Here is a 20243-nt window from a genome sequence, read left to right as displayed (position 1 = left end):
GATGTCTCCGGTTCAGTAGTTCATTAGATCTCAACTTCTGACCTTTGACACAATCTATTTTACAATCCCTGAAGGAGAACGATCGCATTTTAAGTCGGAACGATCGCTCCATCTAATTCGGCTACCTTAGTTTGAGCAATGCCATGAACTAATCAATTGCACGAACCCGTTGAGGCTTGAACATTGGGTTCCCCCCGCTTTGGGGCAATTCATCCCCTGATTCAGCAACGCCGGAATTAGAAGTAGAACTGCGATCGCGCTACTCCGTCCGATCCCTGTTCCGATCGTTCCATGTACCAGCATGAGAATAATGCGTCCCATTGTTATGTTCTCTAAATTGAATGATGTTAGCGATCGTGCTTAAAACTCCGCTCCCAGACTTCCAGTTGTTCTAGTGTCAAAATTTGAGCCATTGCTTTGAGATAATCCAGAATTGCATCTCCGAGAAGCAAGCCTCCCACAATGTCCAAGACCATCTTTGGCAAAATCGCCATGACGAGGAACCTGAGAATAAATACGATCGGTGCGGCTCGAAACTCTGGCTCAATTCTGGCTTTTAGTTGCTCATTGGCTTGCTGATATTGAGCTTCTTGCTCAGGACTCAACGGCACCCCCGCATCCTCATACATCTGTCGAATCTCCTCCCAGCTTTGAACTTCCATTGTCCAATCTGATCGAGAATCATCCGGTTGCATTGCTGGTTCTCCTGAGTGGGTGTGCAATTAGAAAACAAGAGGTTTATACCCAATCAATTTGTGAATGCTACAGATCCTTCGCCCCTAAATCCCCCAGTCTGAGGGACTTTGAGAATCCGAAACTTCTTTGGCTTGAAGTCCCCTACAAGTGGCGGATTTAGGCTGCTCTCCAAGATCTGTAGCACTCAAAGATCAATTTGGTATTAGCCTTGCGAACTTGCTCAAACTGTCGAGGCGTGAGATTTGTACCTCTAAATTCATTGTTCAGATTGCGCTTCTCAACGGCTGGATCGCTTTCGTGATCAATGACAGGTGACACTTCCCAACTTGCTTTATCGATCGAGTCAACCAAAGCATCTTTTGGAGACTGAGCAACCGTCACACTTACCAATCCAACCAAGATTGCAGTACTAGCAACAACAGTCATCAACAATCGTCTCATTGTTTTCCTCACGTTAATTGATGTCATTGAACTAAGGAAAAACGCCATCTTTTTGCAATTGCTTTTGGAACGATTTTGGCAGACTTTTGATTTTGCAGTGCCGAGGAGAATCGCCTTCATAGCGCCAAGTCAAGATCTTGCCTGTTCGATCGAACTCCACATTAATTTCGCAAAAGTCTCGATCGACGATCGTTCCTCCACCCGTGACAACAGTTTCCTTTTCGCCCCGACGATTGCGAGACTCATTGACATAGGTTGGTTCTTTAGAAAGCTCTTCTCGATCGGCAATGTAAGAATAGAGCGTGTTTCCATTCGGCAAAGCAAACGAAGTAGTTGGCGCACCATATTTGCGAACAAACTCATTTACATTGCGACCTACCCAACTGCTCATGGTGGTATTCAATTGTTCTTTTGCCTTGCGATCGTCGCAGCCGACCAGCATAATACTGGACAGTATCAGTACCGGAAGCCATTTCATCATTATTATCATTATTCTCCTGTTTGATTAGCGAGGTGTAATAAGTGCTGTTTTAGGGCTGGTAAATTGAAATAAAAGACGATCACTTGTTCTCATTAATCCAGGAAGCGATCGCCCTCTTCAACGTTGCTACTTTTCAGCTTGAGCAATGCCTTGAACGGGTGTGACTGAAATCTAATGTGCTGTCAGATCCAGGTTTTGTCCACCTGTAAGAGACTGGGTGATTCAGTCTCATGAGAAATGGAATTAACCAATCAATACTCTAGAAAATGCTGAGACCCAATCCTGACAGACTCTACAGCCATATTTACATCAAATTTAGGTCACACCCACTTGAACCTTGAACCAGTTTCAGAATTGCGCTATCTTCGACCAGCAAGAATGTCCCTAATATTCTTGTCCCATCGCGTCAACTGTCGTGGATTTAAGGTTTTCCGCACTACTGCTTCATATTCTGCGTACTTGCCAACGAAAGGAGCTGTTAAAACACCTTCATTATTATCCCAACATTTGTTATCCCCCATGTTTTTCATGTACCAAGCCACATAGGATTGATACGCATTCTGAATTAATCGAGACTGTCTGGTACTCAAGTTGACACCTCTAAAGTCTTTGTTTAGGAGAGAAGTAAAACTACCTGGATTACAAAGCCGCTCAACCGCGATTTGCTCATTCGGAGAAAGGTTAGCACTCGCGATGGCAGTTGTTCCGATACCTACTAGAACTACTGCAACTGCGAAAATTGCCGGAAATTGATTGCGTTTCATGAGTTTCACCTTCACTACTTTTGGAGTTTGCTTGTTCCTCTCAGAACAAATCAAATCTACGAGTTAGCAAGGGTTATTCACATGAGGCTAGAGTCCTGATTTTCTGATAGGTCTGAAGTCCTAGGTGAACTGAGAGATAGGGCTGTAGTCCCAAGCGTAACTTGATCAGAATGTGATACAAAAAAGCAACTTATTCATACCGCATCCTCATGTTTAGAAGACTTTCTATCACCAAATCCTGGTTACACTTACAGCCGCATCCTTTTCGATTGTTGTTGTATTTGGAGTGGATTTTACTGGGGATTTCGACCTTCAAAATCTTTGGATTTCCAGTTTGGCTACAGCCCGCACTGTGGGATGGAAAAACGCACACCTGGGGCAAGCCTTCCTTCTGGAATGGGTCAGAGTACTTTGTGCAAATCAGCCTTAAACCAACCGATACGATTACGATTCTGAGTCTCTTACTGGCGTTTGGATTGATGGGTTTCGGATTGCCAACTACGCGGCTCGGTAAGTGGATTTATACCTCGATCGCATTCATGCTCATTGGGACGATGCAAATATTCAAGGTTGGGGATTAGAAACGCTTTCACCCTTATTGCTGATTGTTCTGTTACGCAGTTGTCTGATGTTTCAGAAGCGCGATCGCTGGATCATGGCAGTCTTGATGTGGTGCATTTATCCAATCACCCTATTTCCTTTTCTGCTGGTTTGGATTATTCTACATCCTGCCATCCGGTCTAAAGGTGAATGGGCATCCTTTGACTGGCTTACATTCTTACCCAACGGCGGCGCTCGTCTCAATGCAGAATTTAGTGCAGAACAAGTTAGCAAGTTCTTTGACTATCTACAGGATTTTATTCTGTTCTTCTTAACAGATAGCTTGCTTTCATTTGGGTTGATTCTATTATTTGTTCTCCTTTTAGTTGGTTCAGTCGTCAATGAGCGGAACGGACGACGCAAACTTGCACAGGCACACGAACAGCTTTATCAATATTCAATTCAAATTGAAGACCAGGCAACATTACAAGAACGCACCCGCATTGCTCGTGACATTCACGATTCTCTAGGTCATCTATTGACGACTCAGAATGTGTTGCTACAAAATGCGGCTCTCTCACTACAGTCAAATTCTGATGAGGCAAAAACGTTTCTCGATCAAAGCCGACAAATTTCTTCAGATGCGCTGAGAGAACTGCGACAATCGATCGCACTGCTCCGTTCTGATCCGCTAGAAGGTCGATCACTGAGTGATGCCATTGCCACACTTACCCAAAACTTTCAGCTTGCAACAGGGTTATATCCAACGGTTCGCCTGGAGACACAAGTGGCCTTACCGACCAGAATACAAGTTGCAGTCTACCGGATCATCGAAGAAGCTCTAACCAACGTCCAGAAATATAGCAATGCCACTCAGGTTAACATTCAACTTAAACTAGAATTAGCTGAAGAAACTTGTCATCTTTCTCTGCAAATCGAGGATGATGGGCGAGGGTTTCAAGTTGAGCAAAATGCAACCGGATTTGGGCTACGAGGAATGCAGGAACGCGCCGAAAGTTTAGGCGGAACCTTCCAGATCATCAGTGCTCCGGGCGCAGGTTGCAAAGTCTGTGTAACCATTCCACTCCCTCAAGTGATTTTATGATTCGCCTGCTTCTAGTCGAAGATCAAACGCTACTCCGTCAGGGACTCAGACGTTTGTTAGAGGCGCAATCAGACCTACAGGTGATTGGAGAAGCAGAAAACGGGCAACAAGCGATCGAGCAAGCCGCGCAGCTTCAACCCGATTTGGTCTTAATGGATGTGCAAATGCCTGTAATGGATGGCGTTGCCGCGACTCAAATGATTTGCGATCGCAGCCCTCAAATCAAAGTTCTGATTCTCACCACCTTTGACGACGAGCACTATATTCAACAGGCGATGGACTTTGGCGCGATCGGCTATCTCCTCAAAGATACCCCTTCAGACGAACTTGCCGATGCCATCCGTTCTGCTCACAGAGGCTACACCCAGCTTGGCCCCGGACTGTTTCAGAAAGTGTTTTCTCAGCGGGTTGCCTCCCCAAATTCAGTCAGTTCGTCAAGAATTGAATTAGCAGAATTATCCCCTAGAGAACGGGAAGTACTGAGCCTGATTGCCACAGGTGCCAACAACCGCGAAATTGCTGAAATTCTCTGCATTACTGAGAAGACGGTGAAAAATCATGTCTCCAGCATTTTGAGTCGGCTAAATCTGCGCGATCGCACTCAAATCGCCGTCTTTGCCCATTCCTTTCTCACCCCAAAGTTGTCTGAGAATTCTGAATCTGTCAGAAAATAAAAGCTCTCGGCTCCCAACCTCACGTAATTAATCCCTACAAAATAGGCAGAGTGCAAGAAAAGTTGCAGGCGGCAAACAAGCTTGACTCACTTAAAAACCGCTAACCCAGGCAAGGCTGTAATTTTCTTTATATCCTCGTATGTAATTCACGCAAGCTTTACAGCTATTTTTACTTCTATCAGATAAAAGTAGAATGTCAGGGTTACTGAGAAATCCCTCAATTGGATTGAAAGATTACTGATTTTCAGCTTAAAGTTGCGAATGAGAGGGAATTCTAGATAAAAGTGCTGTAGATATCCAGGGTGTTCGATATCTTTGTCTACTCGCCCTTTCTTTTAGACACATGACGCTCTAGATATGGGTGCCAAAATTTACGACAGCCAATCCATTCGAGGAGTCCCAAAAGCCTGATCGCTGATTTAGACTTGGTAGAAATTGGTACATCTAGTCTCTGGTCATCGTGCCAAAATCATCCTAGATTAAACGTGAAACGCATTCCAAGCTCCGCAAGATCTGAGCCGATCGATCGCCCAATGGCTGGCCGCAAGTTTTAACCCGCCCCGATCGCCACTGGCTCAAGGAATCCTTTAGCTTCTCACTGAAAACCGTTATGACTGCATCTCCTCATCTGCCCAACCGCCACGTTGGTGATCTTCTCAAAGACACCTTCGTCACCAGCAAATCTTCTCTCACCAGTGAACGGGTGCCCCTCAATCATGTGGTGATGGATGTGATCCCACATGGGGAGCCGCCTAATATGGGTCGGGCAGAGTTTGTAGTTGCACCGTCTCTTGCAGAGTCTGCTCTCGTCTCGACTCAGACCACTTCACTACCCGCCAAAGGTCGGTTTGCCTCTTTTCTGGCTCCCCTGACGCAGACCAGATTTAAAGAAGTCGTCAAAGAGGTTGAGCAAAAGCTGCAAATCGTGAATCAGACCCTCTCAATGCTGGACATGCAAGGGTTTGAAACCATTCTCGAAGAGATGCTCAACTCGATCACCTCCAAAACAGGAGAATTGCTCAACGCCGATCGCACAACGATTTATCTATTGGATGAGGAAAAGAACGAGCTTTACACCACGACCGCAGAAGGAGAAGAGGGACGCAGCATTGAGATTCGCTTTCCGATCGACCAGGGGATCGCGGGCGAAGTGGCAACCTTTAAACGAGCCGTCTACAACCCCTTCGATTTTTTCAACGATCCGCGATCGACTCAAGCCAAAATTCAGTATCAAAAGACGGGATATCGAACCTTTACGATGCTGACCCTGCCTTTACTCAATGACCAAGAAGAGCTAGTCGCCGTTGTGCAATTGGTCAACAAATTAAAGCCAGGCTGCGATCGTCACGCTCCCATTGATGAGCAGATTGATCTCAATGGCTTTACTGACTACGATGAGCAGGTTTTTGAAGATTTTGCGCCGTCGATTCGGCTGATTTTAGAATCCTCTCGATCGTTCTACATTGCCACTCAAAAGCAACGGGCCGCCAATGCTCTGATCAAAGCGACCCAATCTTTGAGCCAGAGCAGCCTCGACCTCGACGACACCCTCAAGCGCGTGATGGACGAGGCCAAAAAACTGATGAACGCCGATCGCAGTACCCTCTGGCTGATCGATCGCGAACGGGATGAAGTCTGGACTCGCGTCACCCTAGCGGACGGCACCTTGAGAGAATTGCGATTACCGATCGGATTGGGCAGCTTTGTCGGGCAAGTGGCCGCGTCGGGCGAAGTGCTCAATATTTCCTTTGACCTCTACGAACACGACGGCGCAGAAACCGCCAAGCAAACCGATCAAGCGACGGGCTATCGTACCTGTAGTCTGCTCTGTATGCCCGTTCACAACTCAGATGGTGAACTGATCGGGGTGACTCAACTGGTCAACAAGCAGAGACAGGGCGACTACCCTTCCTACGATCCTGCTAACTGGCCCCAGGCTCCCGAATGCTGGAGAGCGAGTTTTAACCGCAGTGATCAAGATTTTATGGCCACCTTCAACATTCAGGCCGGGGTCGCATTGCAAAACGCCAAACTCTTTGAAACTGTCAAACAGCAAGAGCAGATGCAGCGTGATATCTTGCGATCGCTCTCCAACGGTGTGATCTCAACAGATAAAGAAGGCTTCATTATCGCCGCTAACGAAAGTGCGAAAAAACTTTTGGGACTGGATGGGTTGGCGGCGATCGAAGGTCGTCTGATCACGGATCTGATTCGCATTGAGACGGGTGATTTTTGTCGCTGGTTCAAAATGTCGCTAGACGCGCAAAATCGTGAGCAGTACTATCCCGATCAGACGCTGCAATCGGTCGTCGGCGAAGAACAGCACAGCATTAATTTGTCGATCAACACGATCGCCGCGGCCAATGACAACCAAAAAGTGTCCGGTGCGCTAGTGGTGATGGATGACATCAGTGACGAAAAGCGGCTCAAAAGTACGATGTACCGCTATATGACCCAGGAACTGGCAGAGCAGCTATTAGAAAACCCAGATGCCGCCAAGATGGGAGGCGATCGCAAAGAAGTGTCTGTCCTGTTCTCCGACATTCGCAGCTATACAACCCTGACAGAAACGCTGGCCGCCGAAGAAGTCGTGGAAATGCTCAACCAATATTTTGAGTCGATGGTGGATGCGGTCTTTGCTCACAAAGGCATTCTTGACAAGTACATCGGCGACGCGATCATGGCGGTTTTTGGCTCACCGTTGCCGCTGGATGATCATCAGTGGATGGCAGTCAAAACGGCAGTAGAGATGCGAGAACGACTGGAACTCTTTAACGAAAGACGCGAAGCCGAAAATCAGAAAGCGATCAAAATTGGTATTGGCATCAATTCAGATACCGTAATCAGCGGCAATATTGGCTGTAGCAAGCGGATGGAGTTTACGGCGATCGGCGATGGGGTTAATCTGGGTGCCCGACTCGAAGGCGCAACCAAACTCTATGGCACCGATATTGTCATTAGTGAAAGTACGTATCGACCCTGTGCCGATCGGGTTTGGGCGAGAGAGCTTGATTTCATCAAAGTCAAAGGCAAAAATCAGCCCGTCGCCGTCTACGAACTGGTAGGGCTGCGCGATCAATCGATCCCTGCCCAAAAACAGCAGGCGATCGAGCATTACCACAAAGCGAGAGAGCATTATCTAAAGCGCAAGTTTGCTCTGGCAGTGGGTGAGTTTGCCCAGGTTTTGGAGATTGACAGCCACGATCGAGCCTCATCTTTGCACATGATTCGCTGTCAACATTGGCTGACCAATCCCCCGCCTGACGACTGGGATGGAGCCTGGGCGCTCACCGAAAAATAGCCTGAATTTTCTTCAAAGTTAAAAAAGCCAATCCTATCTTTGAGCAGAAGCAATTAGCCCAATCAGGTAATGGGCAGTCAGGCTGAGAAAAGTTAAACTGCTGCTAGTAAAGCTTGATTCGGCCAGTCTGGTAAGTTCCACAGAAAGTTAACCCAGGAAGTTGAATCGCCCTGGATTTGAAATGGTTTCACCATCATTTTTCATAATGTCTCACTCAAATCACGCTGATAGCCTTCATTTCTCTCAGGATGACTTTAAGCCAGACTCTCGTCAGTCTGGTCTTGAATTAAACCATTTGCCAAATCTCGAAACACTCATTCCTCAAAATCTTAGTCCCAACAAGCGGGCCATTATTGAGCGATTGATTGCGCTACATCAAGCAGAAAGCGCTAATTAAATGTGAATTCGAGTATTCACTTCGGTTATGGAGTCGAGTTACCCCTAAATCTCCCATGAATCTTCTCTAGAAGTGCGTCAGCATGGGGGGATCGGCGACAGAAGGGCGGAACATCGAACCAAAAAACATTGTTGAATTGACGCTAATTAAAGCTACCTGCCAGCATACCTGATTTGATTTTGTAAATTTACGATCAGGTATTTAGAGAAATCCGTAAATTCCCTGACCTGTCTTGCGAAATCATTCTGGAATAGTCTGTAGTCCTCTTTGAGTGCAATGCCCGTTCCCCCCGCATGGTCTCAGATAGGCAGGCTAAAACAATGATGACCAAAGAGCAGTCCCTTCAGATTCTTCAAGAACTAATTGTTAATGTCGAGAAAGCCGATACAGATGACTTTTTCGACCTCGCCCATATTGCTGGACTCAACCCGCTAAAAGATTTTTCTGAGGCGAATTTGAGCGGCGTTGATTTACGCTCTAAGAATATGTCTCATGCTGATCTAATTGGTGCCAATCTAGTCGGTGCCAACCTGATCAACACCAATTTGACCGAGGCGAACCTGATTAGCGCCAATCTGACCAACGCAACTCTGATCAGCGCCATTCTCACAGGAGCAAAACTAATCAGCGCCAACTTGACGGCCGCCGTTTTGATGAGTGCAGCATTAGATAATGCCAATTTGATCGAGGTGACTCTGGTCAGCGCTAATCTCAGTCAGGCAGACATTCGGCGGACAACTCTACTAGGAGCCAGACTAGAGGGCGCAAATTTGAGCGGGGCAAACCTGAATCATTCTGACCTGCGTCGAGTGAGCCTGATGGATGCTGACTTGAGGGGTGCCAGCTTGTATGGAACTGACCTCAGCAGTGCCGATTTGAGAAACTCAATCCTTGCAGATGCCGATTTCACAGGCACTAAAGTCGAAAGAACTCGATTTAGTCAAGTCTCAGAACTGTCGAAGGAAATGAGGCGTGACTTGAAGCAGCGAGGGGCAGTGTTTGAGGGATGAGGGATGAGGGATGAGGGATGAGTTAGGGTTTTATCCTTTAGCCATCCCAATTCTCTGATGATCGCCATCAAACCTGCGAAGACCTTAGATCCGAAGCTCTAAGTCGCTCTGTCTAAAGTCTTACAGCCGGGATCGACTGTCAAGTCGGGTTAACAACGGCGGCAGGGCCCAGTAGCGAGAGGTAGGGTTCGATGAAGCAGCGATCGGCTGCCGATTGGGCCCCTTCTACCGTTACGGCCGCTACCTCTTCTTGAAAGCGAGTATCAAACTCGATGCCTAATCCCAAGGTTTCGTACCAGCCAAAAATTTGAGCAAGCTGAGAATTGGTCTGTTTGCCAAGGGCGTATTGACCCAGCATCTTGTTTTTGGCGGACTGCAATTCTTCTGGGGTCAGGGTTGTCGTGCGGAGGCGATCGACTTCAGCTTGCAAACCTTCTTGAGCGATCGCCGTATTCTCTGGTGCGGTGCCCATGTAGACGACAAATTGGGAGGTGTCGAGGCGGGTGGGGTAGAAGGCAGATACTTCGTAGGCTAGTCCTCGTTTCTCCCTCAACTCGACAAATAGTCGGCTCGACAGTCCGTTGCCTAAGTAGGTGTTTAAGACTTTGAGGGCGGCGTAGTCTGAGGCAGTTGTGGCATCCAAGCTGACCGCAGGGGCAAGATAACCCAGCATGACGATCGACTGTTGCGTTTCCTGGGGCGTGATGGCTTGCTTGGGGGCGGTGACGATCGGCGGCAAATTCAAAGTCGGTAGGGGAACGGAGGGGGCTTGCCAATTGCCCAATACAGACTCGACTTGCGCGATCGCGGCTTCGGAAGTCACTCGTCCTGCAATGCTGATCACAAGATTGTCGGGTCGAAAATAGGTTTGATGATACTGCTGTAAGTCTTGCTGCGTCAGTTTTGCAACGGTTTCCTCGGTGCCCAAGCCCGATCGAGCGTAGGGATGCTGACCATACATGGCTTGACGCAACTGATCCATCGCGATCGTAAAGGGTTGCTCTTGTTGAGAGCGAATGGCTTGCAGGGTGAGCCGCCGTTCTAGCTCGACCTCTTCTGAGGGGAAGGTGGGCGATCGCAGCAGTTCTCCCGCCAGCGTTAACATCTGAGCAAAGTCTGAAGAGACAGTTTTTAGGCTCATTAAGAAGTAATCGGAGGTCGAATCTGTATTGAAGCTGGCTCCGATCGTTTCGACCTGTTCGGCAATCTCCAGGGATGAAAACTGCTGGCTGCCTTTGGTGATGACGGATGCGACAAGATGAGACAAACCGGACTGTTGAGGAGATTCCCAGCGGCTCCCAGATCGGACAAAGATTCTAGCGGCAATGATGTCAGCCGAGGGATTTTCGACTACTAAAACGACGATGCCATTGTTGAGAACGGTGCGATGGATGGTGCGCTGGGCAAGAGTGGAAGTCACGATCGTAAAAGTCCTGGTGAATATTGCTAAATCTAAAGTTTTCAACCGTCGTTTGACGAGGTTTGACGAGGTTTAAAGAGCTTTCATGACGATCGTGGCATATCGATAAGGGGACAAATAGCAACTCGCCAACTCCTGCAAGTCTTCGAGGGTGATGGCTTGAATCCGTTGGGGATAGCTGACGGCAACCTCTGCCTGAGCGATCGTGTGGTAGTAGCCATACAGTCCGGCAAGCTGGCTGGGAGTCTCAGTTGAAAAGGCGTAGTCGTTACAGAGCAGGCGTTTGGCGCGGGCAAGCTCTCCTGCGGCGACGGGAGTGGTGATCAGTTCTGAAAGGCGATCGCAAATCAAGGCCTCAACTCGTTCTAGCTGGTCGGGATCAAGCCATGCCGTGATTGTAAAGATCCCGGATTCGCGCTGAAGTGTAAATCCACTGCTGATCCCTTGGACGAGTTGCCGTTCTTCACGCAGTTCTTGAACTAACCGGGACGATCGACTCTCCGCCAGCAAAACTGATAGCACCTCTAACCCATAGGCATCTTGTAGCGGGTCTCGGTGTTCGGCTTCAGGAAATCGCTGCCAGGGCAAAGTTTCTACATCGGGTGGCAATGGAGGAGTCTTGATCCCCGGAGTCATCCACGCCATCATCAAACGGGCTTGCTCTAGTCGAGGCAGTCTGAGTTCTTGACGACGAATTCCAGTTAGGGGCGGCTCGGCTTCGAGACTGGATTGGGCACAGGTGAGCGGCATTTGGAAGGGATGAAAGGCGCGATCGACTTCCCGAATTGCCTCATCCTGCGAAACGTCTCCTACGATCACCACGGTCATGTTGTCAGGCTGGTAGTGGCTGCGATGAAACTGGCGCATTTCTGCGGGCGATCGCTCCATCAGTTTTTCTTCGGTGCCCAGAATCGATCGTCCGTAGGGATGTCGCTGATAAACACTTTCCATCAAGGCTTCAAAGGCGATGCAGTCTGGATTGTCGTAGGTTTGGCGAATTTCTTCTAACACGACATCGCGCTCTCGATCAAACTCGTCATCAGGGATCGCCGCATTCACCAGCAGATCGCCCAAGTGAGGTAACGTATCGCTCAGATGATGAGCAGCCGTGGTGATGAAATAGTGGGCATAGTCGTAGCTGGTAGCCGCGTTGGTCATGCCGCCTCGATTTTCGATCGCGTGATCAAAGCTGCCGGGAGGTTGGCGATCAGTGCCCTTAAAAATCATGTGTTCGAGAAAGTGGGCCATGCCTGACCATTCATCGGGTTCAACGATCGCGCCTGCTTTGACCCAGACATCAACCGCGACGACACCAGAAGGAACGTGTTGGTGAATCAGCGTTAATCCGCTCTCTAGCGTGAGAATGTTGGCTGGAAAGGGGGCTGTCGAGAACTGGGGCGATCGAGGTAAGTTCAAGATTATTTTTGGGTGGGGTTGAGGGACAGTCCAAGCTGAGGAGAGGATTGGACAATCAAACAAGTCGGCTAATCATCAAAACTTTACCGACCCATCTACTCATCTTATTCATTCTTTAACCCATTCATCACGCGATTTTGCAGCGTCTTTAGGCGTAATCTTGCTGGGTTAGTTGTGAGTGTAAAGATTTCTAGACTTTCCTACAAAAATTCCCCTGCTGAGTTCAACAAGGGAAAGCAATTCTGTGAAGTTCACCGCAACGCCGTTTTACCTCAGTTTTTGACCTGGTGCGAGACCAGGTGGGAGCCGATCGCCCGACTTAAAGTTTCCGGATGCAAGTCCGGTCTACTGCCGCCAGACGGATTTAAGTTCCCTAATTGAAAAGCAAGATCATAAAACATTATTGGCAGTCACCAACGCCGCAGTTGAACCTCACTCATTCTAGCGGGAAAGGGGGAGTTTGGGGAGAGGGGGTTGAAGAAGGGAGGAGGGAGGAGGGAGGAGGGAAGGAATATTTTAGGGGCTGTACCAAATGGATTCGATCGTCTTGGAAAGAGCGATTGCGTCTCCTCTCAAATCCTGGGAGGTGTTTAGTAGAACGGTGACGTGTCCTAGTTTTCGGCCGGGGCGCGATTCGGTTTTGCCGTACCAGTGGATGAAGGCGTTGGGAATTTGGGCGAGTTGTTGGCGCTTGGGGAGATAGTCGCTGTGGGAATTTTCGTAGCCTAAAAGATTGACCATGAGAGCGCCTGCACCCTTCATTTTGGGAGTTTCTAGTGGCAATCCGCAGACGGCTCGAAGCTGCTGCTCAAATTGGGAAGGGGCGCAAGCGTCGATCGTATAGTGCCCAGAGTTGTGAGTCCGGGGCGCGATTTCGTTGACTAAAACTTTTCCTTCAGATGTGAGAAATAGCTCAATTCCAAAAATACCGACGACTTGCAGGCCGTCTAAGAGCGTACGGGCGATCGCTTCCACTTCTTGAACGGTGGACGCAGGCAGATCAGCCGGGGCAATGACGCGACGGCAAACTTGATTTTCTTGCTGAGTCTCGACAACGGGATAGACGACGAGTTCTCCCGTGAGCGATCGGGCTGCCATCACAGCCAATTCGCGCTCAAACGGCACAAATTCTTCAATTAGAAGCGGCTGATCCCCTAGTTTTTTGAGGGTGGCTTCTAGCTCGTCGAAGTTTCTGAGAATGAACGTGCCTTGACCGTCGTAACCGTGGCGGCGCGTTTTGAGAACGATCGGAAACTTAGAAATATTGGCGTTTGAGAAGTCAGAAAATTGAGGGGTGGGAAGGTGACGATCGCGCAAATAGCAACGCTGATCGTACTTATCCAGGAGCGGCTTGAGAGACTCTAAACTGGGACGAAAGCAAGCCTGTTGAAGCTGAGAGAGTGCCGCTAAATCGACGAATTCGTTTTCAAAAGTGATCACTTCGCACTGTTGAGCGAGTTGAGCGGTGGCGGCGGCGTTCTCGATCGGGGCAAGGATGGTCTGAGCAGCGATCGACACAGCCGGATCGGTCTCTTCGGGAGTTTGAATGATTAACGCAACGCCCAACTTTTTGGCTGCGTCTGCCATCATCCAGGCTAACTGTCCGCCTCCAATCACGCCAACGGTTCGAGCAGGGTTAGCACTTTCTGAGTTCATCGCAACGACATTAACGGCAACCTAAAGATTCTCTCGTATTGACACCCGTTTTGGAATTTGTGCCTTGAGCAACCTGACAAAGTTCTCGAATTTGGGCACCGTCTAAAACAGCGTTGGTGAAGTCGGTTCCGTTAATGTTGATGTCTTTAAAGGTGGAGCGCAACAAAATTGCATCGGTCAAAATCGCATCACTCAAATTCGTGCGAGTAAACTTGACTTGATCCATGAATGCGTTGGTTAAGTCGGCTCCCTGTAAGTCGGTCATCGTCAACACAGAGGCACTTAACACGACCCCTTTCATATCAGCGTTGGCAAAATTGGTGCTTTCGAGATTGGCGTTAGAAAACTCCGCCGATCGCAACGTCTGCCCCGAAAAGTCTTTCCTCGCCAATTCCGCATTGCTGTAAGAAAGGGGTGGCGGATAGTCTAACGCTTGAGCCGGGAGCGAACAGAACCAGAGAATCAGCGCTAACAGAAAGGCAGCCGATCGCCAAAGCATCATAAGATTTCTCGATCGTGAATAAAGTCAGCTTACCTCACGAATGAAACCTTAAATCGACCCCTTGCGGGTAACTCGAAGAGATCGTGCCAAATGCCGAACGAGAACTCAGAAATGCCATCATCTCTAAATCAACCAAACCGTCTTTTCATCTCTCCTCGCGAAGCGGATTACCCCCAAAGGGGGAACAGATCATCGAAGTTCTCCCTCATCCCTTTCTCAACGACAACCCAACGATTCTCTCGTATCAACTCCTGTTTTTGAATTTGTGCCGCTGGCTGATTTGCAAAGCTCTTTGACCTGAAGGGCACTCAAGATTGCACCACTAAAGTCTGCGCCCGTCACGTTGGCATCGCGAAACTCAGTCCGCAGCAGCATAGCGTCGGTAAGAACGGCATCACTCAGATTCACGTTCAGAAGACGAACTTGATCCATCATGGCCTGATTGAGATTTGCGCCCTGAAAGTTGGTTTCTCTAAGCGTTGAGGTGCTGAATACGGCTCCTTCTAAGTTGCTGTTTGAGAAATTGGCTTTATCGAGATCAGCGCCCGGAAATTCTTCGGTTCGCAAATCTCTGCCTGAGAAATCTTTGTTTCCAGATGCGTCGCTGGCAAAGTCGAGGGATTTACCACTGGCCGCAGTCGAGGCGGCCGCATTTGCGGGAAGCGTCCCATTTAGGCAGAAAAGAACGGCAAGAACGATCGACAAAATCAAAGTTCGCAGCCGAGGCATCAACGGTGTGCAGATCATTGCTGAATGTTAAGAGAGTCCATTCTTAGTTTATGAGGAAGGGGCGCTTTGTTGGCCGCTGTCTTCTGTGTATTCCTGGTCTGCATATTCCTGGTTTGATTGAGCGACGGCGATCGTCACGGCTCCAGATCCTTCAACTCGAAAGATTTTCTTGGCAATCAAGAGATCAGGGTTTCCACTTCCCAAAATGGCGGCCGCTTCTGAGACGCTGGGCGTTCCCGATCTGCTGTCAACCACGGCTGAGGGATTGGGGACGCGAATCGATCGCAGCGCCTCAGCAGAAAAGTAACGCAAAGGGAGATGACGCTGACCGCAAAATTCCAGTAGTCCGGCTTCATTGGATTTGGTGTCGATCGTGGTCAAGGCGGCGATCGCCAACTCAGCTAAATGATTCGCTTGAAAAATCTCTTGAATCGCCTGATCAATCAGCGCTGAAGAAACACCCCGCTCACAGCCAACGCCCACCCACAACACTCGCGGATGCCACTGCACTTTGGGTAACTTTGACTCTGGAGCAAACCGCCGCTGAATCGCACTAATCCAAATTCGCGCTTTGGGCGTTGGGGGGTGATCTCGTTGGGTCGCCGTGTATTCAGGAAAGCCAAAATAGAACGAATGATCAGACGGTAATTCAGTTTGCCACTGCGTTGAGCCTGCTTCTTGAATGACTTGAATGGGATCTTGATGAGCGATTGCTTCCCTCACGCCTTCCCAATCTCCGCTGCCTTTTTGCCAGCCGTACAGACTTCCCAAACGGACGATTTCTAGCATGAGCGATCGTTCAAATCCTACTTTTTGAAATTAGTACAACGAGAGGCTTGACAAACACTGAAAGGAGGTGTCATATTTTACGCATAGCGAAAGACATAAACGTTAGGCGCAAGGCTTGGGTTTCCGTCTCATGTGCAGCATCTCAAAGTTTCAGATTAATGTGTAGCTCGTATTTTGGCTCAACATTTATCTAGCTAGAGATTCAGAAGGTCAAAATTTAGATGGATGCTGGTTCAGAATACTGGCTGTACATCAATTTGAAGCTCTGAGATACTGTTTTTGAGACGATAACCATCAAGGTTACTAAGTAATTCGATCGGATTTCTCTTAGAGGATTCGATTTTGTGCCTGGGTTTCTCTTAGAGAATTCAGGTCGCGCCAAATAAATGTCCGACGCTTCTAACAAAATTATTAGGAGCTTACGCATGATGAACATGCAAAATTTTGGCAATTCAACTCCCTCTTGCGCTTTGTATTGGGACTGGCAAAACGTTAGATGTACTGACAACGAAGCAGATTATTTGTTGAGTTGGGCAGACATTGTATTTAACCTGAAGAGCAAAAAAGCTTACGCTTACTGGCGGCGTGAAAACGAGCAACGCGAAGAGTTCCTCTACAAAATTGGACTTGAGTGCGTCAACATCCCTTCCCGCCAAAAGAACAGTGTAGATGACCAACTGATTCAAGATTGTAGAAGCCAAGCTTTGAATAATCCACAGATTAATGTTGTGATTCTCGTCTCTGGAGATAAAGATTTTGCACCATTAGTTCGTGATCTAAAAGCTAAAGGGAAATGGGTCATTATCATCGCTCAAGGCAACGTTAGTAAGAAACTACGTGAACTGGCTAACGAGTTTTATTACGTGAGTGAGCTTTTCAAACAAGCTGCTTAATCAGGTAGAAAATCTACTCAAGAGAGAAGGGATTACAATGCACAAACTTCTGACATTTCACAATGAAAACCTGTTGCGTCATGCACTGACCCATCGTTCTTATATCAACGAAAATCCGGGGGAAATGCAGAATGAACGGCTGGAATTTTTGGGAGACGCAATCCTGACTTTCTTGAGTGGAGAATATCTGTATCGTCGCCATCCAGAAATGGGAGAAGACGAAATGACCCGACGACGATCGGCACTCGTTGACGAAAGACAATTAGCCAAATTTGCCATCGAAGTCGGCATCGATTTTAGAATGCGGTTGGGCAGAGGCACGATTCAAGACGGGGGCTATCAAAATCCAAATTTGTTGAGCAGTACCTTTGAGGCAGTTGTCGCTGCTTACTATTTGGATTGCGATCGAGATATTGAAAAAGTTCGTCCTTTGATCGAGCAATTTTTTGACTCAGTTCCTGAAGGAATCGTCGTGTCTCGCTCTAGCGTAGATTCTAAAAATCGACTTCAAGAAGTGGTACAGGCAAACATCAGTTCAACGCCACCTAAATACCTCACAGAAAAAGCTGGAGGAATGGATCACAAACCAGAATTTGTCTCTAAAGTTTTGGTCGGTGACAAAGTGTATGGAGAAGGCAAAGGCACCAGCAAAAAAGATGCTGAAAAACGAGCAGCCGAAGATGCACTTGCCAAACTCAAAAAACGAGGCTTGATTTGAGCGATCGAGATTAAGACGATCGCTCCTCCAAATCCCTCACAATAAAGAAGCCGCTTTTTGCTTGAGAAATCGCTATGACGCTCAAAGAACTTCAGGCCCAGCTACTTTCGCTCAGTCCTTCCGAAAAAGCCGAAGCGATTTAGATCTTGACGCGCAGCCTCAGCAGCAATTGGCGCGGCATCACCAAAACGCCAGGAGTCTGTGGGGGCGACGCTTGCATCGAAGGAACGCGCATTCCAGTCTGGGTGCTGGTAGAAGCGAGAAATCTGGGAATCAGCGAAATGGATCTTCTGAAAGACTACCTCACTCTCTCTGCAACGGATCTAGCAAACGCTTGGGTCTATGCAGACGCGCATTCTGAGGAAATTGCAGCGACGATTCGAGAAAATGAGGAAGCGTGATTAGTGGCTGACCTCTATGCCGATGAGCAATTTCCTCAACGAGTGGTTGAAGGGCTACGATTCCTACAGCACAACGTACTCACCGTTCAAGAAGCAAACAATCGAGGACTGTCTGACGAGGAAGTTTTGAGCTTTGCCACGATGACTGGAAGAGCCGTTTTGACCCTCAATCGTCGTCACTTGATTCGATTGCATCAGGTGCAACCCGACCATGCTGGGATTGTGATTTGTCGAGACGAGTCCGATCGCGCAAGCATGGCAAATCGAATCAGTGAAGCGACCCCTTGCGGGTAACTCGAAGAGATCGCCCTTTCTGAACCTCTAAATGGCAAGTTAATTCGAGTTAATCGTCCTGGTTAATGACACAAAAAAATCGCCCTCAAGTTTAAGCACTCAAGAGCGATCGGTCTTCAAGCCAAAATTTACAGATTCAAGGGAGATCTCTCTACATCTTTGCTCACTTGCAGAGCAGGTTTGTCAGCCGCTTGCAGCATCGGCGTTTGTGTCACCGAGTTGTTTGCCAGCGTGAAGAGCGGATTGGAGAGAATGCCAGCCACCGTCGTCGCGATCAGCGTCATGATCAAACCGACTTGCAAGGGACGCATTCCCGGCAAATCCCAGCGAATCGCAGGATAGTTTTTCACCGATTCAGACATTTCCTGCGGCTCTTTGACGACCATCATCTTCACCACACGAATGTAGTAGTAGATCGAAATCACACTCGCTACCAAACCCAACAGCACCAACGGATACGCGCCCGCTTGCCAACCTGCCCAAAAGAGATACAGCTTACCAAAGAAGCCAGCCAGAGGCGGAATGCCACCCAGAGACAGGAGACAGACGCTGAGAGCCAGAGTCAAAAGCGGATCTTTCTGATACAAACCAGAGTATTCGCTGATCTGGTCAGTTCCCGTTCTCAACGTGAAGAGAATAATGCAGGTAAACGCGCCCAAGTTCATGAACAGATAGATCATCAGGTAGAAGATCATGCTGGCATATCCGGCATCGGTGCCAATCACCAGCCCAATCATGACGAAACCTGCTTGACCGATCGACGAATAGGCCAAAAGCCGCTTCATACTCGTTTGCGCCAGGGCGACCACGTTGCCCAACACCATACTCAAGAGAGCGAGAGTTGTCATGACCAGGTGCCACTGCTCCGTCACCAGCGGGAAGGCCGTCACAAGCAGCCGAATCGCCAGCGCAAATCCAGCCGCCTTTGACCCCACCGATAAGAAGGCAACCACGGGAGTCGGTGACCCTTCATACACATCCGGAGTCCACTGGTGAAAGGGAACGGCGGCAATTTTGAAAGCGATGCCTGCGATCGCAAATACCAGCGCAATCACCAGACCGATCGAGTTCTCTAAGCCCGCTGCCCCAATGCTGGTAGAGATGGCACTCAGACGAGTTTCTCCACCCGATAGCCCATACAGCAACGACGCACCATAGAGGAAAATCGCCGAACTTGATGCCCCAATCAGCAGATATTTGAGCGCAGCCTCATTCGATCGCGGGTCACGTTTGGTATAGCCCGTTAACAAATAAGAAGAAATACTGAGCGTTTCGAGCGAGACATAGACCGACACTAGCTCGTCTGAGCCAGAGAGGAACATGCCGCCCAAAACAGCCGTGAGCAAGATGGTGAGAAATTCTGCCAGAGCTGTGCCCGACTGCTCGACATAGCGAATCGACATCAAAATTGTCACAGCCGCCGAGAGCGCAATGATCCCCCGGAAGACCACACTCATGTTGTCGGCGTTGAACTCTCCAAAAAAAGAAATTGGGCTGGTGGAGTCCCAGCGCTGGTAGAGGGCGAAGACGGCGGACAGCAAGCCCCCGATCGCCACATAAGGAGTCCAACGGGCGGAGGCGGTGCGCCCCACAATCAAGTCACCCACGATCACCAACAGAATCGTGACGATGACGATTCCCTCTGGCAAGATCGTTCCCGCGTTTAACTGGGCTGCAAGAGTAGCAAAGTCCATAAAGCTGAGTCCGATTGAGCGGTTAATGAAAATTTAGGAACTCAACGCCTTAAAGACAGGAGAATCCTAAGTTAGTACAGATCTTTTACGGATTTTAACGTGCCCGGTACTCTAGATCCCGTTAATTTCTGCGATCCGTGCTCAAACCGAGATTGGTTCTCTTAGAAGCTGGCATCTAATTAAGCTTATGGATCTCGATGATGCATAGAGAAAGCACAAGGGACAAGAGAACGGTTTATCTTGGGTTGACGACTAGAGATTAAAACTTAACGTTGAGAAGAAACCCTCGTAAAGTTTACGCTTTCTGGAGAGAAAACCTGCG

General features: G+C 48.6%; 22 protein-coding genes and 1 other RNA gene. 10 read left to right on the top strand and 13 right to left on the bottom strand.

Going from position 1 to position 20243, the window contains the following annotated elements:
• Window positions 1-126: 126 nt before the first annotated feature.
• The 5 genes from ACKFKH_RS14580 to ACKFKH_RS14560 all read right to left on the bottom strand — a co-directional run bounded on the left by ACKFKH_RS14580 (window position 127) and on the right by ACKFKH_RS14560 (window position 2382).
• Window positions 127-321, bottom strand: coding sequence for a hypothetical protein (locus ACKFKH_RS14580; RefSeq protein WP_446859041.1), 195 nt, complete (start codon window positions 319-321; stop codon window positions 127-129).
• Between the two features lie 26 nt (window positions 322-347).
• On the bottom strand, window positions 348-695 hold the full coding sequence (locus ACKFKH_RS14575) for a hypothetical protein (protein ID WP_446859040.1): 348 nt from the start codon (window positions 693-695) through the stop codon (window positions 348-350).
• Between the two features lie 157 nt (window positions 696-852).
• Complete coding sequence (locus tag ACKFKH_RS14570; RefSeq protein WP_446859039.1) at window positions 853-1122, bottom strand: hypothetical protein; 270 nt, start codon at window positions 1120-1122, stop codon at window positions 853-855.
• A gap of 46 nt (window positions 1123-1168) precedes the next feature.
• A complete protein-coding gene (locus tag ACKFKH_RS14565) occupies window positions 1169-1615 on the bottom strand; it encodes a hypothetical protein (RefSeq protein ID WP_446859038.1) in 447 nt (148 codons plus the stop codon).
• Between the two features lie 362 nt (window positions 1616-1977).
• The gene (locus tag ACKFKH_RS14560) at window positions 1978-2382 is read right to left on the bottom strand and encodes a hypothetical protein (protein ID WP_446859037.1); all 405 of its coding nucleotides are present in this window, start codon (window positions 2380-2382) and stop codon (window positions 1978-1980) included.
• Window positions 2383-2591: 209 nt separating this feature from the next.
• Here ACKFKH_RS14560 and ACKFKH_RS14555 point away from each other — a divergent pair, with 209 nt between their 5' ends.
• The 6 genes from ACKFKH_RS14555 (at window position 2592) to ACKFKH_RS14530 (ending at window position 9409) form a co-directional block, all read left to right on the top strand.
• Complete coding sequence (locus ACKFKH_RS14555) at window positions 2592-2963, top strand: hypothetical protein (protein ID WP_446859036.1); 372 nt, start codon at window positions 2592-2594, stop codon at window positions 2961-2963.
• On the top strand, window positions 2897-4027 hold the full coding sequence (locus tag ACKFKH_RS14550) for a sensor histidine kinase (RefSeq protein ID WP_446859035.1): 1131 nt from the start codon (window positions 2897-2899) through the stop codon (window positions 4025-4027). Before ACKFKH_RS14555 ends, ACKFKH_RS14550 begins: the two co-directional genes overlap by 67 nt.
• Window positions 4024-4701, top strand: coding sequence for a response regulator transcription factor (locus ACKFKH_RS14545; RefSeq protein WP_446859034.1), 678 nt, complete (start codon window positions 4024-4026; stop codon window positions 4699-4701). Before ACKFKH_RS14550 ends, ACKFKH_RS14545 begins: the two co-directional genes overlap by 4 nt.
• Window positions 4702-5311: 610 nt before the next feature.
• Window positions 5312-8002, top strand: coding sequence for a GAF domain-containing protein (locus ACKFKH_RS14540; RefSeq protein WP_446859033.1), 2691 nt, complete (start codon window positions 5312-5314; stop codon window positions 8000-8002).
• 205 nt (window positions 8003-8207) lie between these two features.
• Complete coding sequence (locus tag ACKFKH_RS14535; RefSeq protein ID WP_446859032.1) at window positions 8208-8399, top strand: hypothetical protein; 192 nt, start codon at window positions 8208-8210, stop codon at window positions 8397-8399.
• 320 nt (window positions 8400-8719) lie between these two features.
• On the top strand, window positions 8720-9409 hold the full coding sequence (locus ACKFKH_RS14530; protein ID WP_446859031.1) for a pentapeptide repeat-containing protein: 690 nt from the start codon (window positions 8720-8722) through the stop codon (window positions 9407-9409).
• A gap of 139 nt (window positions 9410-9548) precedes the next feature.
• Here the strand turns inward: ACKFKH_RS14530 and ACKFKH_RS14525 are convergent, their stop codons facing one another.
• From ACKFKH_RS14525 to ACKFKH_RS14495, 7 genes are all read right to left on the bottom strand, one after another.
• A complete protein-coding gene (locus ACKFKH_RS14525; RefSeq protein WP_446859030.1) occupies window positions 9549-10829 on the bottom strand; it encodes a M16 family metallopeptidase in 1281 nt (426 codons plus the stop codon).
• Between the two features lie 72 nt (window positions 10830-10901).
• Window positions 10902-12245, bottom strand: a complete 1344-nt coding sequence (locus ACKFKH_RS14520) for a M16 family metallopeptidase (RefSeq protein WP_446859029.1) — start codon at window positions 12243-12245, stop codon at window positions 10902-10904.
• Between the two features lie 247 nt (window positions 12246-12492).
• Window positions 12493-12676, bottom strand: a non-coding RNA gene (gene ssrS, locus ACKFKH_RS14515) — 6S RNA.
• 85 nt (window positions 12677-12761) lie between these two features.
• Complete coding sequence (locus ACKFKH_RS14510) at window positions 12762-13901, bottom strand: 5-(carboxyamino)imidazole ribonucleotide synthase (RefSeq protein ID WP_446859028.1); 1140 nt, start codon at window positions 13899-13901, stop codon at window positions 12762-12764.
• 10 nt (window positions 13902-13911) lie between these two features.
• A complete protein-coding gene (locus tag ACKFKH_RS14505; protein WP_446859027.1) occupies window positions 13912-14403 on the bottom strand; it encodes a pentapeptide repeat-containing protein in 492 nt (163 codons plus the stop codon).
• A gap of 216 nt (window positions 14404-14619) precedes the next feature.
• Window positions 14620-15150 (bottom strand): pentapeptide repeat-containing protein, encoded by a 531-nt coding sequence (locus tag ACKFKH_RS14500; RefSeq protein ID WP_446859026.1) that lies wholly within the window; start codon window positions 15148-15150, stop codon window positions 14620-14622.
• Between the two features lie 30 nt (window positions 15151-15180).
• The gene (locus ACKFKH_RS14495) at window positions 15181-15921 is read right to left on the bottom strand and encodes a cobalamin biosynthesis protein (protein ID WP_446859025.1); all 741 of its coding nucleotides are present in this window, start codon (window positions 15919-15921) and stop codon (window positions 15181-15183) included.
• A 425-nt stretch (window positions 15922-16346) separates the two neighbouring features.
• On the opposite strand from ACKFKH_RS14495, the gene ACKFKH_RS14490 reads away from it, so the two are divergent.
• From ACKFKH_RS14490 to ACKFKH_RS14475, 4 genes are all read left to right on the top strand, one after another.
• On the top strand, window positions 16347-16814 hold the full coding sequence (locus ACKFKH_RS14490; RefSeq protein ID WP_446859024.1) for an NYN domain-containing protein: 468 nt from the start codon (window positions 16347-16349) through the stop codon (window positions 16812-16814).
• Window positions 16815-16851: 37 nt separating this feature from the next.
• Window positions 16852-17532 carry a ribonuclease III gene (rnc, locus tag ACKFKH_RS14485; protein WP_446859023.1) on the top strand — a complete coding sequence of 227 codons (681 nt, stop codon included), beginning with the start codon at window positions 16852-16854 and terminating at the stop codon, window positions 17530-17532.
• Window positions 17533-17678: 146 nt separating this feature from the next.
• Window positions 17679-17933, top strand: a complete 255-nt coding sequence (locus tag ACKFKH_RS14480) for a DUF433 domain-containing protein (protein ID WP_446859022.1) — start codon at window positions 17679-17681, stop codon at window positions 17931-17933.
• Between the two features lie 3 nt (window positions 17934-17936).
• Complete coding sequence (locus ACKFKH_RS14475; RefSeq protein WP_446859021.1) at window positions 17937-18227, top strand: DUF5615 family PIN-like protein; 291 nt, start codon at window positions 17937-17939, stop codon at window positions 18225-18227.
• 128 nt (window positions 18228-18355) lie between these two features.
• On the opposite strand, the gene ACKFKH_RS14470 is transcribed toward ACKFKH_RS14475, so the two are convergent.
• Entirely contained in the window at window positions 18356-19921 is a 1566-nt protein-coding gene (locus tag ACKFKH_RS14470) for an NAD(P)H-quinone oxidoreductase subunit N (protein ID WP_446859020.1), read from the bottom strand.
• Window positions 19922-20243: the final 322 nt, after the last annotated feature.

The organism is Phormidesmis sp. 146-20 (assembly GCF_052939475.1).
This window is presented reverse-complemented; position numbering and strand designations above follow the sequence as displayed.

Coding starts and splice junctions, on each gene's coding strand:
- ACKFKH_RS14580 (WP_446859041.1), bottom strand. CDS start 321: ATGGGACGCATTATTCTCATGCTGGTACATGGAACGATCGGAACAGGG.
- ACKFKH_RS14575 (WP_446859040.1), bottom strand. CDS start 695: ATGCAACCGGATGATTCTCGATCAGATTGGACAATGGAAGTTCAAAGC.
- ACKFKH_RS14570 (WP_446859039.1), bottom strand. CDS start 1,122: ATGACTGTTGTTGCTAGTACTGCAATCTTGGTTGGATTGGTAAGTGTG.
- ACKFKH_RS14565 (WP_446859038.1), bottom strand. CDS start 1,615: ATGAAATGGCTTCCGGTACTGATACTGTCCAGTATTATGCTGGTCGGC.
- ACKFKH_RS14560 (WP_446859037.1), bottom strand. CDS start 2,382: ATGAAACGCAATCAATTTCCGGCAATTTTCGCAGTTGCAGTAGTTCTA.
- ACKFKH_RS14555 (WP_446859036.1), top strand. CDS start 2,592: ATGTTTAGAAGACTTTCTATCACCAAATCCTGGTTACACTTACAGCCG.
- ACKFKH_RS14545 (WP_446859034.1), top strand. CDS start 4,024: ATGATTCGCCTGCTTCTAGTCGAAGATCAAACGCTACTCCGTCAGGGA.
- ACKFKH_RS14540 (WP_446859033.1), top strand. CDS start 5,312: ATGACTGCATCTCCTCATCTGCCCAACCGCCACGTTGGTGATCTTCTC.
- ACKFKH_RS14535 (WP_446859032.1), top strand. CDS start 8,208: ATGTCTCACTCAAATCACGCTGATAGCCTTCATTTCTCTCAGGATGAC.
- ACKFKH_RS14530 (WP_446859031.1), top strand. CDS start 8,720: ATGATGACCAAAGAGCAGTCCCTTCAGATTCTTCAAGAACTAATTGTT.
- ACKFKH_RS14510 (WP_446859028.1), bottom strand. CDS start 13,901: ATGAACTCAGAAAGTGCTAACCCTGCTCGAACCGTTGGCGTGATTGGA.
- ACKFKH_RS14505 (WP_446859027.1), bottom strand. CDS start 14,403: ATGATGCTTTGGCGATCGGCTGCCTTTCTGTTAGCGCTGATTCTCTGG.
- ACKFKH_RS14500 (WP_446859026.1), bottom strand. CDS start 15,150: ATGATCTGCACACCGTTGATGCCTCGGCTGCGAACTTTGATTTTGTCG.
- ACKFKH_RS14495 (WP_446859025.1), bottom strand. CDS start 15,921: ATGCTAGAAATCGTCCGTTTGGGAAGTCTGTACGGCTGGCAAAAAGGC.
- ACKFKH_RS14490 (WP_446859024.1), top strand. CDS start 16,347: ATGATGAACATGCAAAATTTTGGCAATTCAACTCCCTCTTGCGCTTTG.
- rnc (WP_446859023.1), top strand. CDS start 16,852: ATGCACAAACTTCTGACATTTCACAATGAAAACCTGTTGCGTCATGCA.
- ACKFKH_RS14470 (WP_446859020.1), bottom strand. CDS start 19,921: ATGGACTTTGCTACTCTTGCAGCCCAGTTAAACGCGGGAACGATCTTG.